The sequence below is a fragment of the Pseudomonas sp. PNPG3 genome, from assembly GCF_023093815.1.
Classification (GTDB): domain Bacteria; phylum Pseudomonadota; class Gammaproteobacteria; order Pseudomonadales; family Pseudomonadaceae; genus Aquipseudomonas; species Aquipseudomonas asiatica.
This window is the reverse complement of sequence record NZ_JALLKV010000008.1, coordinates 24,258-40,465: the sequence shown is the minus strand read 5'-3', so window position 1 is coordinate 40,465 and position 16,208 is coordinate 24,258. Positions and strand designations below refer to the sequence as shown.

Annotated in this window: 15 protein-coding genes; 6 read left to right on the top strand and 9 right to left on the bottom strand. The window is 63.6% G+C overall.

Annotated elements, in window-relative coordinates; translation table 11 throughout:
- Positions 1–19 precede the first annotated feature (19 nt).
- Positions 20–1,930, bottom strand: coding sequence for a potassium transporter Kup (locus MJ643_RS07955; protein ID WP_023661805.1), 1,911 nt, complete (start codon positions 1,928–1,930; stop codon positions 20–22).
- A 235-nt stretch (positions 1,931–2,165) separates the two neighbouring features.
- Between MJ643_RS07955 and rimO the strand changes: the two genes are divergently transcribed.
- Positions 2,166–3,497: a 30S ribosomal protein S12 methylthiotransferase RimO gene (gene rimO / locus MJ643_RS07950; protein WP_013973825.1), complete on the top strand. Its 1,332-nt coding sequence runs from the start codon at positions 2,166–2,168 to the stop codon at positions 3,495–3,497.
- 71 nt (positions 3,498–3,568) lie between these two features.
- On the opposite strand, the gene MJ643_RS07945 is transcribed toward rimO, so the two are convergent.
- From MJ643_RS07945 to MJ643_RS07930, 4 genes are all read right to left on the bottom strand, one after another.
- On the bottom strand, positions 3,569–4,318 hold the full coding sequence (locus MJ643_RS07945) for a hypothetical protein (RefSeq protein WP_024087593.1): 750 nt from the start codon (positions 4,316–4,318) through the stop codon (positions 3,569–3,571).
- A gap of 55 nt (positions 4,319–4,373) precedes the next feature.
- Positions 4,374–6,074 carry a DUF5666 domain-containing protein gene (locus MJ643_RS07940; RefSeq protein WP_096010233.1) on the bottom strand — a complete coding sequence of 567 codons (1,701 nt, stop codon included), beginning with the start codon at positions 6,072–6,074 and terminating at the stop codon, positions 4,374–4,376.
- Positions 6,071–6,916, bottom strand: a complete 846-nt coding sequence (locus tag MJ643_RS07935) for a DUF6502 family protein (protein ID WP_023663572.1) — start codon at positions 6,914–6,916, stop codon at positions 6,071–6,073. Before MJ643_RS07935 ends, MJ643_RS07940 begins: the two co-directional genes overlap by 4 nt.
- 197 nt (positions 6,917–7,113) lie before the next feature.
- Positions 7,114–7,806, bottom strand: coding sequence for a hypothetical protein (locus tag MJ643_RS07930; protein WP_230397056.1), 693 nt, complete (start codon positions 7,804–7,806; stop codon positions 7,114–7,116).
- 200 nt (positions 7,807–8,006) lie between these two features.
- Here MJ643_RS07930 and MJ643_RS07925 point away from each other — a divergent pair, with 200 nt between their 5' ends.
- The 4 genes from MJ643_RS07925 (at position 8,007) to tsaA (ending at position 10,456) form a co-directional block, all read left to right on the top strand.
- On the top strand, positions 8,007–8,459 hold the full coding sequence (locus MJ643_RS07925; RefSeq protein WP_013973830.1) for a GNAT family N-acetyltransferase: 453 nt from the start codon (positions 8,007–8,009) through the stop codon (positions 8,457–8,459).
- A 77-nt stretch (positions 8,460–8,536) separates the two neighbouring features.
- Positions 8,537–9,247, top strand: coding sequence for an rRNA pseudouridine synthase (locus MJ643_RS07920; protein WP_013973831.1), 711 nt, complete (start codon positions 8,537–8,539; stop codon positions 9,245–9,247).
- A gap of 48 nt (positions 9,248–9,295) precedes the next feature.
- Positions 9,296–9,757, top strand: a complete 462-nt coding sequence (locus MJ643_RS07915; protein ID WP_013973832.1) for a DUF1456 family protein — start codon at positions 9,296–9,298, stop codon at positions 9,755–9,757.
- 6 nt (positions 9,758–9,763) lie between these two features.
- Positions 9,764–10,456 carry a tRNA (N6-threonylcarbamoyladenosine(37)-N6)-methyltransferase TrmO gene (gene tsaA, locus MJ643_RS07910; RefSeq protein WP_013973833.1) on the top strand — a complete coding sequence of 231 codons (693 nt, stop codon included), beginning with the start codon at positions 9,764–9,766 and terminating at the stop codon, positions 10,454–10,456.
- A gap of 204 nt (positions 10,457–10,660) precedes the next feature.
- Here the strand turns inward: tsaA and MJ643_RS07905 are convergent, their stop codons facing one another.
- The 4 genes from MJ643_RS07905 to MJ643_RS07890 all read right to left on the bottom strand — a co-directional run bounded on the left by MJ643_RS07905 (position 10,661) and on the right by MJ643_RS07890 (position 15,170).
- Positions 10,661–11,983, bottom strand: coding sequence for a dicarboxylate/amino acid:cation symporter (locus MJ643_RS07905; protein WP_013973834.1), 1,323 nt, complete (start codon positions 11,981–11,983; stop codon positions 10,661–10,663).
- A 410-nt stretch (positions 11,984–12,393) separates the two neighbouring features.
- Entirely contained in the window at positions 12,394–13,740 is a 1,347-nt protein-coding gene (locus MJ643_RS07900; RefSeq protein WP_013973835.1) for an ATP-binding protein, read from the bottom strand.
- A complete protein-coding gene (locus MJ643_RS07895) occupies positions 13,737–14,414 on the bottom strand; it encodes a response regulator (protein WP_004375868.1) in 678 nt (225 codons plus the stop codon). Before MJ643_RS07895 ends, MJ643_RS07900 begins: the two co-directional genes overlap by 4 nt.
- Positions 14,415–14,564: 150 nt before the next feature.
- Positions 14,565–15,170, bottom strand: coding sequence for an outer membrane beta-barrel protein (locus MJ643_RS07890; RefSeq protein WP_013973837.1), 606 nt, complete (start codon positions 15,168–15,170; stop codon positions 14,565–14,567).
- 129 nt (positions 15,171–15,299) lie between these two features.
- Between MJ643_RS07890 and MJ643_RS07885 the strand changes: the two genes are divergently transcribed.
- Positions 15,300–16,091: a dienelactone hydrolase family protein gene (locus MJ643_RS07885; RefSeq protein WP_047934760.1), complete on the top strand. Its 792-nt coding sequence runs from the start codon at positions 15,300–15,302 to the stop codon at positions 16,089–16,091.
- The last annotated feature ends 117 nt before the right edge of the window (positions 16,092–16,208 follow it).

The window sequence follows — 16,208 nt, the reverse complement described above, 5'->3', positions numbered from 1 at the left end:
TTGAAATCTGTGTTGCCCTTCAGATCTCGACCTGGGTCCCCAGCTCGATCACCCGGTTCAGCGGCAGGTTGAAGAAGCGCAAGTTGCCGTTGGCATTCTTCAGCAGGAACGCGAACAGGTTGCCCCGCCAGCGCGACATCCCCTCCAGCCGTGAGGCGATCACGGTCTCGCGGCTGAGGAAGAAGGTGGTGCGCATCGGGCTGAAGTCCAGGTCTTCCAGGTGGCACAGCTTCAACGCCGCCGGCACGTCCGGTTCGTCCATGAAGCCGAAGTGCAGCAACACGCGGAAGAACCCATCGCCATAAGCCTCCACTTCAAAGCGCTCCTGTTCCGGCACGCGTGGCCGGTCCTCGCTGACCACCGTCAACAGCACCACCTGGCTGTGCAGCACCTGGTTATGCAGCATGTTGTGCAACAGCGCATGGGGCACCGCATCGGAGCGTGCCGTGAGGAACACCGCCGTGCCTTCGACCCGGTGCGGAGGCTGAATGCGGATACTGCTGATGAACAGCTGCAGCGGCAGCGCGCCTTCGTCGATGCGCTCCATCAGGATCTGCTTGCCGCGCTTCCAGGTGCTCATCAACAGGAACAGCACAGCGCCGGCCAGGACCGGGAAGGCCCCGCCCTGGATGATCTTCGGCACGTTGGCGGCAAAGAACAGCCCATCCACCAACAGGAAACCCATCAGGATCGGCACCGCCAGCACCGGCGGCCACTTCCATAGCAGCAGCATCACCGCCGCAACCAGGATGGTGGTCATCAGCATGGTACCAGTCACAGCCACGCCGTATGCCGCCGCCAGGGCACCGGATGACTCGAAACCGAGCACCAGCAGTACCACGCCGACCATCAGTGTCCAGTTGATCGCACCGATATAGATCTGCCCTTGTTCATCGCTGGAAGTGTGCTGGATCTGCATGCGTGGGATGTAGCCCAGCTGGATGGCCTGGCGGGTCAGGGAGAACGCCCCCGAGATTACCGCCTGCGAAGCGATCACCGTGGCCATGGTAGCCAGGCCGACCATCGGCAGCAGTGCCCAGCCCGGCGCCAGCAGGTAGAACGGGTTACGTGCTGCATCCGGCTCCTGCAGCAGCAACGCGCCTTGGCCAAAGTAGTTGAGCACCAGCGCCGGCAGCACCAGGGCAAACCAGGCCCGAGCGATCGGCTTGCGGCCAAAGTGGCCCATGTCGGCGTACAGCGCCTCGGCACCGGTCAGCGCCAGGACCACCGCGCCTAGAATGGCAACGCCCATGCCGGGGTGAACCACGAAGAAGTTGACCGCCCAGGCCGGGTTGAAAGCCTTGAGCACTTCCGGGCTCTGCGATATGCCGTACACGCCCAGCGAGCCCAGCGCCAGGAACCAGGTGACCATGATCGGGCCGAACAGCTTGCCGATCTTCTCGGTGCCGTGCTTCTGCACCAGGAACAGCGCCACCAGGATCACCAGCGAAATCGGTACAACCCAGTGATCGATACCATCAAACGCCAGGCCCATGCCTTCCACCGCCGACAGCACCGACACCGCCGGCGTGATCATGCTGTCGCCATAGAACAGCGAAGCGCCGATCAACCCGCACACCACCATCAACGTACGCAACCTCGGGTAGGCCGACGTGGCCCGCCGCGCCAGCGCGGTCAGCGCCATGGTGCCGCCCTCGCCCTGGTTGTCGGCGCGCAGGATGAACATCACGTACTTGAACGACACTACCCATAGCAGCGACCACAGGATCAGCGACAGGATCCCCAGCACGCCGTCATGGTTGACCGGCACTCCGTACCCGCCGCTGAAGACCTCCTTGAGGGTATACAACGGGCTGGTGCCGATATCGCCATAAACCACCCCGACCGCCGCCACGAGCAGGCTCAACGACCGCGTCGCACCCTGCTTCCCCTCGTGCCCGCCCTCGGCGTGACTGCTTGCCTGAACCATCGACCACTCCCGCAGACGGCCTTGCAAGGCCAGTAGAATTCCCGATGCGCCAGGTGATACTGATACTCCCGGCGCAATGGCGCGAAGCATAGCGCAGCGTTCGTCGCATTTCTGCTGGTCAAGCGACCCTGCGCTCGCTAGAATTGCGCACTTTTTGATCAGAGGCGCCAAAAGCGCCCGTCAAGATCGCCCCCGATTCCGGCCGGGCGACCTGCATTCAATACCGAGGTTAGTCATGTCCACCACGCCCGCCACCCCCAAGGTAGGTTTCGTAAGCCTGGGTTGCCCAAAAGCCCTGGTCGATTCCGAGCGCATCCTGACCCAGTTGCGCATGGAAGGCTATGAAGTCGTGCCCACCTACGAGGACGCCGACGTAGTGGTGGTCAACACCTGCGGCTTCATCGACAGCGCCAAGGCCGAGTCGTTGGAAGTGATCGGCGAAGCGATCAAGGAAAACGGCAAGGTCATCGTCACCGGCTGCATGGGTGTCGAGGAAGGCAGCATCCGCGACGTACACCCGAGCGTGCTGTCGGTCACCGGCCCGCAGCAGTACGAGCAGGTGGTCAACGCCGTGCACGAAGTGGTGCCACCACGCCAGGACCACAACCCGCTGATCGACCTGGTGCCGCCGCAGGGCGTCAAGCTGACCCCGCGCCATTATGCGTACCTGAAGATTTCCGAAGGCTGCAACCACAGCTGCAGTTTCTGCATCATCCCGTCGATGCGCGGCAAACTGGTCAGCCGCCCGGTCGGCGAAGTGCTGAGCGAGGCCGAGCGCCTGGTCAAGGCCGGGGTCAAGGAGATCCTGGTGATTTCCCAGGACACCAGCGCCTACGGCGTCGACGTCAAGTACAAGACCGACTTCTGGAACGGCCGCCCGGTCAAGACCCGCATGCTCGAGCTGTGCGAAGCCCTGAGCAGCCTGGGTGCCTGGGTACGTCTGCACTACGTGTACCCGTACCCGAACGTCGACGACGTGATCCCGCTGATGGCCGCCGGCAAGATCCTGCCGTACCTGGATATCCCGTTCCAGCACGCCAGCCCGAAAGTGCTCAAGGCCATGAAGCGCCCGGCCTTCGAAGACCGCACCCTGGCACGTATCAAGAACTGGCGCGAGCAGTGCCCGGAGCTGGTGATTCGCTCCACCTTCATCGTCGGCTTCCCGGGCGAGACCGAGGAAGACTTCCAGTACCTGCTGGACTGGTTGACCGAAGCCCAGCTGGACCGCGTGGGCTGCTTCCAGTACTCGCCGGTAGAAGGCGCCCCGGCCAACGACCTGGGCCTGGAAGAAGTGCCGGACGACGTCAAGCAGGACCGCTGGGACCGCTTCATGGCCCACCAGCAGGCCATCAGCGCCGCCCGCCTGCAACTGCGCATCGGCAAGGAAATCGACGTGCTGATCGATGAAGTGGAAGAGCAAGGTTCGGTTGGCCGCAGCTTCTTCGATGCCCCGGAAATCGACGGCAGCGTGTTCATCGATGGCGACCACGGCTTCAAGCCGGGTGACAAGGTACGTTGCCGCGTGGTGGATGCCGACGAATACGACATGTGGGCTGAACCCATCTAACGCAGCAGCAAACTGAAAAGCCCCTGCCCCGCCATTCCCCACAAGGAACTCCCGGGCCAGGGGCTTTTTCGTCAGAACGCGTGAAAAAGCATCAGGCCGCCCTCTGCATCCGGGCTGGCATCCGAGAAGCCTTTGACTGCATAGAGTTGCACTTTCCACTGCTGGTTGAGCTTGTGTGTCAGGAACAGGGTAAGTTCCTTGATCTGCGCGCCCGTCGAGACGACTTTCTGCCGCCAGTCGTAGGAGGCACCCGCCGAAGTGCCTGCAGCCACGGGCATGGCGAAGCCGAGACTGGCAAATATCGGGTCGTCGAAATCACTGTCGGGCGGGTCGCCGAACTTCTTCCAGCCCAAGGTCGCGAAACCGGTCACCGGGCCAAAGGCCTTGGCGATATCGACCTGGCCGGTGTAGTCGTATTCACCGGTGCCCAGGCACTGGTCTTCATCGGCAGTGGGGAATTTGACCTTGCCGATCAGGTCCAGCATCAGGCCACCGTCACTGCCGTCGAGCAGGGCGTAACCGGCGCTGGCAACCGTGTCTCCCAGCCCGCTTTCCACATCCCGGCAGCCACCGGGCAAGGGGTCACCATTCGGGCCCACTTCAGGGTTGGTGATGCGCAGCCAGGGCACAGTGACCTTGTAGGTCATTGGGCCGGTTTCATACTTACCGACCACGGGGACGTACCAGATTTCCGAGGTTGTACCCGTGCCATAGTCGCCACTTGAATAGTCCATGCCTATGGCGGCGCTGAAGGTATCGCCCAGGACCGACGCGCTGGCGCATGACAGCAAGCAGGCGAAAAGAGGGAGCGTGGGTCTCATCTGCACCTCGGTATCCCGGACGGGAAGGGTGATCGCACTTACCCAGCCTAGTTGCCTAATGCCCGGATCGCTCTGGATGCTCCACTTTTTCGGCTTTCTCTACTGTCTCGGGTCTTTCGACCTTTTCGACCTTCTCTACTTTCTCTACTTTCTCGACCTTCTCGACCTTCTCGACCTTCTCGACCTTCTCGACTTTCTCAGGCTTTTCGATCTTCTCGACCTTCTCGACTTTCTCAGGCTTTTCGATCTTCTCGGCTTTCTCGATCTTCTCTACTTTTTCTACCTTCTCTACCTTTTCAACCTTCTCTGCTTTTTCAATTTTTTCCACCTTTTCGAGCTCGACCTTCTCTACCCGGTCAGAGCTTCCGCTATTGCTGCTCTCGGGTCGCTCCATGGTGTCGACATGTTCCGACTTTCCGGACTTGTCCACGCGTTCAGTACCGTCCCGACCACTGGAATCGTCAACACCGCCGTGCCCGCTGTGGTCATCACTGCTTTCAATGCGATCACTGGTCGCATCGCGTCCGCCATGCCCGCTATTGCTGGAACCTTCAGCGTCACGGGTGCCGTGCCCGCTGCCACGCCCCGAATGCCCTCTGTCCGGGTTGTCGGCACGGCCGTCATCGAACTCCACGCGGGTTGCCCGCAGCTCGTGCTTGCCATTGAACACCCCGCTCACCCGCACACGTTGATCGAGCGCCAATGCCGCGGGCTGCTTGCCGACGATCACGGTACCCTGCCCCAGCGTCACCTTGATGCCTGCCACCACCAGTTGTTGAGCGTGGCTGCGCTGTACCAGCCCCTCGATCACCGCCGTCTGCACACGGCCAGCAAAAGGCAGGCTCGGGTCTGGGCGGGTTTGCGCCACTTCCAGCTGGCGTCCGGTCCACTGCCCACGTACCAGCACTTCCCTCGCAGGTGCCACACGGGTTCCCAGCTTCAGCCCCTGGAGGCTGCCAGCACGGTCTACCGCACCGATGGCACTGGCCTCCCTGAGCCCCGGCGCCCGCTCGATACGGCTGGCTACCACTTCACCCTTGGCATCGCGCAGGCCACTGACCCTGACCGGCTCGCCCGGGCGCAACCCTTCAGCCACCCGCGCCCCTGCAGCAAGCCGCACGGGTTGGCCCATGACCCGCAGGGGGGCCGATGCATTGGGCAGTGCCGTCAGCGGCCCTTCGTAAACGTTGAGGATCGAGATGCGCCCTGCTTGCAGGCCGCGTTTGCCGGCAAATGCCTCAACCGCGACAACCTGGCCGATTGCCAGGTGAGCGCTACTGGCAGGCGCACCGTTTTCACTCACCGGTACGTCCTTGCCAAAGTGCACTTCCAGGCCATTGACGCAAATCGAGGCGAACCCGGTGATGGTGCCGACGATGCCCGTGCCACCGGTACCGCCCGGGCGCAGGATCGGTGCGCCGGTACCGCCTGCCCCGCCGTGATCGATGAAGGTGCCGTCCACACCGTCGGCCACCGCACCGGTCCCACCCGTGCCGCCGGGACGCTGCGGCAGCGGCGCACCGGTGCCACCCACTCCGCCGTTTTCGCTGCGTACACCGGTACCACCGACACCGCCCGTCCTGGCCCCGGTACCACCAATACCGCCGGGAAACTGCAAGCCCGCCGCCCCCGCCATACCCACTTCGTCACGGCTGACACATACCGGTGCTGCGGCCACCTCGGCAGGCGCCACCAGGTTCAGCCCGAAACCCAGGACCAGTGTGACCACACTGAGGCAGCGCGCGAGGGAAGTCATGGGTCGGGTGTCTTCGACAAATCGGGGTCGGTAGTTTCAGTGTAGAAATAAAGCCCTACCGTGATACGGTGACGTTGCTCGGCGCTGGGCACATCGGCATCTTCCAGGTCTGATGCAAGCCGGCTGAAGGCAAGCAGCATCTGCATACCGTCCTTGTCCACCGCTGCACGCAAATGGTCGACGCTGGCCGAGCTCAAGGCGTCGTAGTGCACACTGCGTTCAAAGAACGGCTGGCCGTCCCCACTCAGGTTGTGCACTGCTGCGCAGGCATGGTCATGCAGGTTGTGCCCAAAGTACGCGGCCTTTTCGTCGAAGCCCTTCTGCGGCACGAATGCCTGGGCTTCCAGGTGGACACAGTCCTGGTCGTCGAGCCGGACGATACCCAGGCGCAACCACTCATCCAGCACCACCCGCCCGCGGATGTCGGTGCTGATCTTCGCCACCAGCGCATCGAAGGAACGATCGCCGCCAACGCTCGCCAGACGCGGCAACGGCAGCGCCTGGCCAGGCTCCGAGCAGAACGGCTTGCCAGTGGTCCACATATTGACCAACTGTGCACCTAATGTAATGTTTTCCGGCAGCGCGGCGAGCGACGCCCCCCCCTCGCTACGCAAACGCCGGACATCCTTGCGATGCACGCCCGTGAGCAGGCTGATGCGGCTGTCGGTCGGCACTGTACCGTCCAGGCGAAACTCGCGATGCGCTACATCGACGAACACTTCCTTGAGCAGGTCGGCGAACATCGTGTAGGTGACCCCTTTGCGCAGCATCAGGCGCACCAGAGGACGCATGACACGCCGCAGTGCGCTTAACATCGAAGGGGGGATGGTAGGCGATTGCATTGAGCGCATTCCTTGACAGATGAACCCAGTATACGACGCGGGAAAAGATCCCACACCAACTGTGACCATATCCCTGACGAGATGAGGGATAGTCGTCGGCGCTCATTGCATTCGCGTTGAGTGGGGCTGCCGTGTATCCGAACCTGGCCTCATACAGGCCCGCCCCGTGGGCGCTGCATGAGACCGTTCAGAGCCAGTCAGCTCCTGCTGTTGTCATCACCCGGTTCGCCACCCAGATGGTCGCCACGATCATCACCAGGTTCACCACCAACGTGATTGCCGTGGTCATCGCCAGGCTCACCGCCAACATGATTGCCATGATCGTCCCCGGGCTCACCGCCAACGTGATTGCCATGATCGTCACCGGGCTCACCGCCAACGTGATTGCCGTGATCGTCCCCAGGCTCACCGCCAACGTGATTGCCATGATCGTCACCCGCTTCAGCGTGGTTGCCGCTGCGCCCAGAGTTCGAGGAGCCGTCATGGCCGCGCCCACTGTTGCCGGCATGGCCATCTCCATCCCCACCAGCGCCGTGGCCGCCGCCCTCACCGCCATGGCCGCCACCACCACCGCCGTGACCACCACCGCCACCACCGTGGCCACCACCGCCACCGCCACCGCCATGGCCTCCACCGCCACCACCGTGGCCACCGCCGCCACCACCATGGCCTCCACCGCCGCCACCGTGACCACCGCCGCCGCCATGGCCACCACCACCCCCACCATGGCCACCGCCGCCACCTCCGTGACCGCCTCCACCACCACCATCCTTGGCGTAGGCGCTGGAGCCATTGGAAATCGAGTCAGGGACCAGAACGATGGAAGTCGACAGCACGCCAGCAACGGCAGCCGCCAATATCGCTTTTTTGAACAGCACATGGATTTGCATATTTCGTCTCCAGGTCGTCGCCGTGAGAAACGCCAAATCAAGCCGGGAATCCTGTGTCAGGTTCTTGCTTTTCATTATGTGGGAATTTTTCCCACAGAAAATTAATAGACCGCCAAACCCCGAGATTCAAGCAGCGCACGGAGAAGCCGACCGGTGGTTGGCCTGCTATGTTTGCCTTATCGTCATGGAGGAACACCGGCATGCATTCGGTACTGACGCTGCAAACCCCGCGCTTGAGTGACTACGGCGAACTGGTACAGGTGTGGGAGGACTCTGTACGCGCCACCCACGACTTCCTGCCGGATTGCTACATCGTCTTGCTGCGCGACCAGGTGCTGCGTCGCTACCTCGATGCAGTGATGCTGATCTGCTGCAAGGACCGCCAGCGCATCTGCGGCTTCGCCGGGGTCGCCAACGGGCGCATGGACATGCTGTTCGTCGCACCGGAGTACCGTGGCAAAGGGGTTGGCAAGCGCCTGCTGCACTATGCGATCGACGAACTGAATGCCGAGCGCCTGGACGTCAATGAACAGAACCCGCAAGCCTTGGGCTTCTACCTGCATGAGGGCTTCGAGGTGATCGGCCGTTCGGAAACCGACGGCCTGGGGCAACCCTACCCGCTGCTGCACATGCGCCTGCGCAAAACGGCGTAAATGACACAGATTCCCAGCCCCTCTGCCGCGCGGGCAGGTACAATGCAGGTCTTTCCCTGCCTTTGCGAATTGCCCTCATGTCCGAACCCGTCCGCCTGTCCAAACGCCTTATCGAGCAGCTTGGCTGCTCCCGCCGCGAGGCCGAGCTGTATATCGAGGGCGGCTGGGTCACGGTCGATGGCGTGGTGGTCGAGCAACCGCAGTTCAAGGTCGAGCAGCAGCGCGTCGAACTGCTGCCGGGTGCCCGTGCCGAAACGCTGGAACCGGTAACCCTGCTGCTGAACCAGCCGGCCAGCGTGGACAGCGAGACCGCCCGCGCCAGCATGAACATGAGCAACCTCAGCGAAGCCCACCGCGAAGGCGTGCGCGCACTGCACGGGCATTTTGCCCGGCAGGCCTGCGTGGCGCCGCTGGAGCGCGGTGCCAGCGGCCTGCAGGTATTCACCCAGGACTGGCGGGTAACCCGCAAGATCGACGCCGACCTGCGCCGCCTGGAACAGGAATTCATCGTTGAAGTGCGCGGCGAGACCACGCCCCAGGCGCTGGAACGCCTGGCGCGCGGTGCCACCCGCAATGACCGCGAGCTGCCTAAAGCCAAGGCCAGCTGGCAGAACGAAACCCACCTGCGCATGGCCCTGAAAAACCCGCAGCCAGGGCAGATCGCCGAGCTGTGCGCCTACCTGCGCCTGGAGCTGGTAGGCATGCGCCGCATTCGCCTGGGTGGCGTATCGATGGGCAAGTTGCCCCTGGGCCAGTGGCGCTACCTGGCCACTACCGAACGTTTCTAAGCAATACGCCGCGCCACAGGTGCGGCACCTGAACAGGATTCTGCAACAATGAACCACAACGACGTCCTGCGCAGCCTGCGCTACATGCTCAAGGTGAATGACGCCAAGATGGCCGAAATCATCGGGCTATCCGGCCTCGACGTGCATCCCCTGGTGCTGGCCACCTACCTGAAGAAGGAAGACGAGGAAGGCTTCGTGCGCTGCCCGGAACGGGTCATGGCGCACTTTCTCGACGGCCTGGTGATCCACCGCCGCGGCAAGGATGACAGCCGCCCGCCGCAGCCGATCGAGCTGCCGGTGACCAACAACCTCATCCTCAAGAAGCTGCGGGTGGCCTTCGAGCTCAAGGAAGACGACCTGCATGCGATCCTCAAGTCGGTCAACTTCCCGGTCAGCAAGCCCGAACTCAGCGCACTGTTCCGCAAGGCCGGCCATGACAACTACCGCCCGTGCGGCGACCAGTTGCTGCGCAACTTCCTCAAGGGCCTGACCCTGCGCGTGCGCGGCTGATTGGCCATGCAGCATTCGGTTACCCCGGTCGGCATCATCCGCTCCTGTTTCAAGGAGAAGTTCGCCATCCCGCGCCAGCCGCAACTGGCGCCCGCCGCACGCGGCGTGCTCGAGCTGCTGCCGCCGTTCGACCAGGGCGATGCGGTCGAGGGGCTGGAACAGGTCAGCCATGTCTGGCTGCTGTTCCTGTTCCACCAGGCACTGGAAGACAAACCCCGCCTGAAGGTGCGGCCACCACGCCTGGGTGGCAACAAGAGCATGGGTGTGTTCGCCACCCGCGCCACCCACCGGCCCAATGGTATCGGCCAGTCGGTGGTGCGCCTGGAAGGCGTGGAGCCAGGGCGCCTGCTGCTGTCTGGTATCGACCTGCTCGACGGTACGCCGGTGCTGGATATCAAACCGTATGTGCCTTACGCCGATAGCATCGCTGGCGCCAACAACCAGATGGCCAGCCAAGCGCCTGCCGCGATCGCCGTGCAGTGGGGCGACAACGCCCTGCCCCAGGCCCGCGAACATGCACTGCGCCTGGGTGAACCGCTGGTGGAGCTGATCGAGCAATGCCTGGCGCAGGACCCACGGCCGGCCTACCAGGTGCCGCCGGCCGAGCGGGTGTATGGGGTGAAGTTCTGGGATGTGCAGGTGCGCTGGCACTACCCGCAACCGGACGTGATCCGGGTGCTGGAGGTGGTGCTGGCCTGAAGGCTGTGCGCAGGCCTTGTGGGAGCGGCCTTGTGTCGCGAAAGGGCTGCGCAGCAGCCCCGGCAATCTTGCAGGATGGCTGATATCCCGGGGCCGCTGCGCGCCCCTTTCGCGACACAAGGCCGCTCCCACAAGGAACCGTGCGCCGCACAGACATGAAAAAGGCGACCCTGAGGTCGCCTTTTTCTTTTCACCATCCCGCGATCAGCGAGCCGGGCCTTCAGCCACGCCCAGGTCGTCGGTCGGACGGGTATCGACCAGCGGCGCACCACCGGAGGCCAGCTCCGATGCCAGCTTGTCGTTGTCCATTTCCTTCACCCACTTGGCCACGACCACGGTGGCAACGGCGTTGCCAACCAGGTTGGTCAGCGCGCGGGCTTCGGACATGAAGCGGTCGATGCCGAGGATCAGCGCCAGGCCGGCAACCGGCAGGTGGCCAACGGCCGACAGGGTGGCGGCCAGGACGATGAAGCCCGAACCGGTAACACCGGCAGCACCTTTGGAAGCCACCAACAGCACCAGCAGCAAGGTGATCTGGTGAGTGATGTCCATGGTGGTGTCAGTGGCCTGGGCGATGAACACCGCTGCCATGGTCAGGTAGATCGAGGTGCCATCGAGGTTGAACGAGTAACCGGTCGGGATCACCAGGCCAACCACCGACTTCTTCGCACCCAGGCGCTCCATCTTGGCCAGCATGCGTGGCAGGGCCGACTCCGAGGAGGAAGTGCCCAGCACGATCAGCAGTTCTTCACGGATATAGCGGATCAGCTTGAGGACACTGAAGCCGTGGGCGCGGCAGATACCGCCCAGCACCACCAGCACGAACAGCAGGCAGGTGATGTAGAAGCAGGCCATCAGGTAGCCCAGTTGCACCAGCGAGCCAACGCCGTACTGGCCGATGGTGAAGGCCATTGCACCGAAGGCACCGACCGGGGCCAGTTTCATGATCATGTTGATGATGTTGAACATGACATGGGCGAAGCGGTCGATCATGTCCAACACCGGCTTGCCATAGCTGCCCAGGCGGTGCAGGGCGAAGCCGAACAGCACGGAGAACATCAGCACTTGCAGGATGTCGCCGTTGGCGAAGGCGCCGACCACGGTGTTCGGGATGACGTTAAGCAGGAAGCCGACAGTGGTCTGCTGCGCGCCGGCGGCGGCGTAGGCAGCCACGCTGCTGGCGTTCAAGGTGCTGACATCGATGTGCATGCCAGCGCCCGGCTTGACCACGTTGACAACGACGAGGCCGATGATCAGGGCGACCGTGGAGACGATTTCGAAGTACAGCAGCGCGTAGCCGCCGGTCTTGCCGACCGACTTCATGCTCTGCATGCCGGCGATGCCGCTGACCACGGTGCAGAAGATGATCGGGGCGATGACCATCTTGATCAGTTTGACGAAGCCGTCTCCCAAGGGTTTGAGGGCGACGCCCGTCTCCGGATAGTAGTGGCCGAGCAGGATACCGATGGTGATGGCGACCAACACCTGGACATACAGGGATTTGTACAGCGGCTGACGTGTCGTCATGGCTAATTTTCCTCAAGTGTGCCGGTTCACCCTTCCCAGGGCGATGGGGCACCTGAATCGCTAACCCTCCTGCACCCGGAGGGATTTGTCGTTGTGTTCGAGCTGCCTGGGCAGGCCTCTGCGAGGATCAATAGCAAGGGTGGTGCCAAAATGCCCACGAAGGGTGCAAGTGCCGTATTTGCGAGGGATAAACGCCCAACGACGGGGCGAATTGCCTGAGGAAGGCTGGCGGATTTCCGCCCGGTGGCGGGATTTGTACAGGGGCATTGGCGGGAATCCGCCCATTGTGGTTTGCCTGTGCCGGCCTCTTCGCGGGTAAACCCGCTCCCACAGGAACCGCACAGGGCTCGAGTGCAGTGCACCCCTGTGGGAGCGGGTTTACCCGCGAAGAGGCCGGCCAAGCCAGCAAATCACTCGAGGTTGAAGGTGATCCTGAACGCCGCGCCCCCCAGAGGAGAATCCCCCAGGCTCAGCTCGGCGTCATAGCTGTCGACGATATCCTTGACCACCGCCAGCCCGATCCCCTGCCCCGGGTGCTGACTGTCCAGCCGCTCCCCACGCTCCAGAATCCGCTCGCGCTGGTGCGCCGGCACCCCCGGCCCGTCGTCCTCGATGCACAAGGTCAACCGCCCAGGCGCCTGCTCCAGGCTCACGCGCACCTGGCCCAGGCTCAGGCGGTAGGCGTTCTCCAGCAGGTTGCCCAGCAGCTCCAGCAACGCGCCCTGCTCCATCGGCACCTGCGCCGCATCGGGCAGTTGCAGGGTCACGTCCACCCGCTTGTCCCGGTACACCTTGGCCAAGGTGCTGCACAGGCTTTCGAGCAACGGCCGCAGCAACACGCTGTGACGTACCAGGCCGCTCTTGCGCAGGCTGGCGCGTTGCAACTGGTAGTCGATCTGCTGGCTCATGCGCTCGATCTGGCTCTGCAGCACGCGCGCCTGCTCGCGCTCGCCGCTACGCTGCTGCAGGCTTTCGCCCACCCCTTGCAACACCGCCAGCGGCGTCTTCAGGCTGTGCGCCAGGTCATCGAGCGAATCACGGTAGCGCTGACGCTGCTCGCGCTCGCTGCGCAACAGGCGGTTCAGCGAGCCGGTCAGGCGCAGCAGCTCCCGTGGGTGTTCGCCGCTCAGGCCATCCCGCACTCCCGACTCCACATCGTCCAGCTCGCGGCTGAGCCGGCGCAACGACCGCAAGCCCCAGGTCAAACCGGCCCACAGCAGCACCAGCAGCGCCAGCAAGGCCGCGCCAAAGCCCAGGTAGAGCTTTTCGCGCAGGCCATCAAGGGTGTGCTGGTACTCGCGCACAGGTTGCAAGGCAACGATGCTGTAGGCGGCGCTCTGGCCACCCAGCAGCTTGATCTCGACGTCGTACACAAAGAACTCTTCGCCGTCGGCCTGGTGAATGCGGGCGAATTCGTTGCCGCGGCCGTCGTAGCGCGGGCGGTAGTTGATGTTTTGCGCGGCGGTTGCCCGCGACTGCCAGACCAGCTTGCCGTCGCGGTCGAAGATATAGCCGAGCAGGCCGGTGTACGGCAGGTTGTAGCGCTCGTCCGGCAGCAGCGTCGGCATCTGCAGTTGGCCGTGTTCGATACGCGCTGCGGAAATCAGCGTGGTCACATCCGAGGCCAGGCGTTGTTCGATCGACTCCTGCAGGGCCAGGCTGAAGGCCTTCTGCAAGGCCGGCAGCAACGCCAGCATGAACAGCAGCGCCAGCACCGCGGCCGCCAGCATCAGGCGCACCCGCAGCGAACGGATCATCGGCAGCGCTCGGTGAACAGGTAGCCCAGGCCACGCACGGTGTCGATCGGTTTGAAGCCGTGCTCGCCCTCGAGCTTGCGCCGCAAGCGGCCGACCAGCACTTCGATGACATTGGGGTCGCGTTCCTCGTCACCTGGGTACAGCTGCTCCATCAGGCGGTCCTTGGCCACCACCTGCTGGTGATGGCGCATGAGGTATTCGAGGATGCGGTATTCGTAGGCGGTCAGGGCCAGGGGCTGCTCGTCCAGCGTCGCCTGCTTGCGGTTGAGGTCGAGCACCAGCGGGCCGGCGGCAATGGTCGACTGGGTGAAGCCGCTGGAGCGGCGCAGCAGGGCGTTCAGGCGTGCCTCGAGCTCTTCGAACTGGAACGGCTTGACCAGGTAGTCGTCGGCACCGGCGGCCAGGCCCTCGACCTTGTCCTGCCAGTTGCCGCGGGCGGTGAGGATGAGAATGGGGAAGGTCTTGTCCTGGCTGCGCAGGCGCGTAATCAGTTCCAGCCCGCTGATGCCGGGCAGGCCCAGGTCGATGATGGCCAGGTCGAAGTGGTATTGCCCGGCCTGGTACAGCGCCTCCTCGGCATCGGCGACCGCCTCGACCACATGGCCGCCTTCGCCCAGGCGGGTGTAGAGGTGATGGCGAAGCAGGGCTTCGTCCTCGACCACCAGCAGTTTCATGTGCAGCTCCTTGATATGTATTGCCTGTACCGGCCCTTTCGCGGGTAAACCCGCTCCCACAGGTACTGCACAGGTTTGAAGAACTGCGCGATCCCTGTGGGAGCGGGTTTACCCGCGAAGAGGCCGGTACAGGATAACCCGGCTCGCCCGTCAGAACTTGTAGCTTGCAGCCAGGTAGGTCTGCGCGCTGCTGGTCAGGCGCAGGGTGCCGTCCTTCGGCCCGCCGTGCGCACCCACTTCGGTAGCAGCATTGGTACGCAGGTAACGGTAGCCCAGTTCCACAGAAGCCTTGTCGGTGATGTCCTGGATCACGCCGGCCTGCAGGCCATAGGCGTAACCGTAGTCGGTATCCCGGCTGGCCCCCGGCGAGTCCTGGGTCAGCTTGGTCACGCCCAGGCTGCCGCCGCCGAACAGCTTGGTGGTATCGCCCACCGGCAGGAACAGGTCGTAGCTGCCCAGCAGGTTTTCCTGGCGCAGCTTCAGGCCGCTGTGGTCGCCCGAGACATTGTCGTAAGTCATGTAGTAGCGGCCCTGGTCATTGATCTTGCCCACTCGCACGCCCCAGGTGTCGTCCTTGCCAATGATGCCGTCGGCGTTGAGGTGGTCGGTGTTGCGCTGCAGCAGGCCGGACTTGCGAACCTTGTCGCTGGTCTGGCCGTAGGTCAGGCTGGCGAAGTTGTCGTCAGCGGCCTGTGCGGTGGTGATGCCAGCGGCGCAGACGGCCATGGCGGCAAGCAGGGTGTTGAAGGTTTTCATGGCTGGATACTCCAGTTGAGTGCGCTGTTTCGGTCTGGAAGCTAGAGTAAGCAGGGCACCCTGAACCGCGACTGAACCCTGGCTGAACCCCGGCTGAACGAACCGTTTGAAGAACAAGGAGTAGTGACCATGCGCGCCCTGCTGGCCTTGACCCTGATGTGCAGCGCCGCCCTCGCCCAAGCGGCGGTACAAACCCGCGAGATCCCCTACCAGGACGCCGACGGCAATCGCCTGGTCGGCTACTACGCCTATGACGACGCCATCGAAGGCAAGCGCCCCGGCATTGTCGTGGTGCATGAATGGTGGGGGCTGAACGACTATGCCAAGCGCCGCGCCCGCGACCTGGCAGCACTGGGCTACAACGCCCTGGCCATCGACATGTATGGCGACGGCAAGCAAACCGAGCACCCTGCCGACGCCATGGCATTCATGACAGCAGCGATGAAAGACCCCAAGGCCGCGGAGCGGCGCTTCGATGCCGGTCTGGAGCTGCTCAAGCTGCAGCCCAATACCAACAAGCACCAGTTGGGGGCAGTGGGTTACTGCTTTGGCGGCAAGGTGGCGCTGGATGCCGCGCGGCGAGGGGAAAAGCTCGATGGCGTGGTGAGCTTCCACGCCCCGCTGGGTACGCAGACACCGGCCAGGCCGGGCGTGGTGCGGGCCGATATCCTGGTGGAGCATGGTGCGGCGGACACGCTGGTGACCGAGCAGCAGGTGGAAGCGTTCAAGGCGGAGATGGATGCAGCCAAGGTCAACTACCAGTTCGTCAGTATTCCCGGGGCCAAGCACGGGTTCAGCAACCCGGATTCGGACCGCATGGGGCACGGCGAACATGGTGGGCCGGATATTGCCTACAACAAGGCGGCGGACGAGAGCTCCTGGGCGGATATGCAGGCGTTCTTCAAGAAGGTGTTCAAGTAAGGATTGCCGGGGCCGATGTGGGAGCGGCCTTGCGTCGCGAAAGGGGCGCGAAGCGGCCCCAGGATCTCAGCCGTTCTGCAAGATAGCCGGGGGCGCTGCGCGCCCCTTTCGCGACGC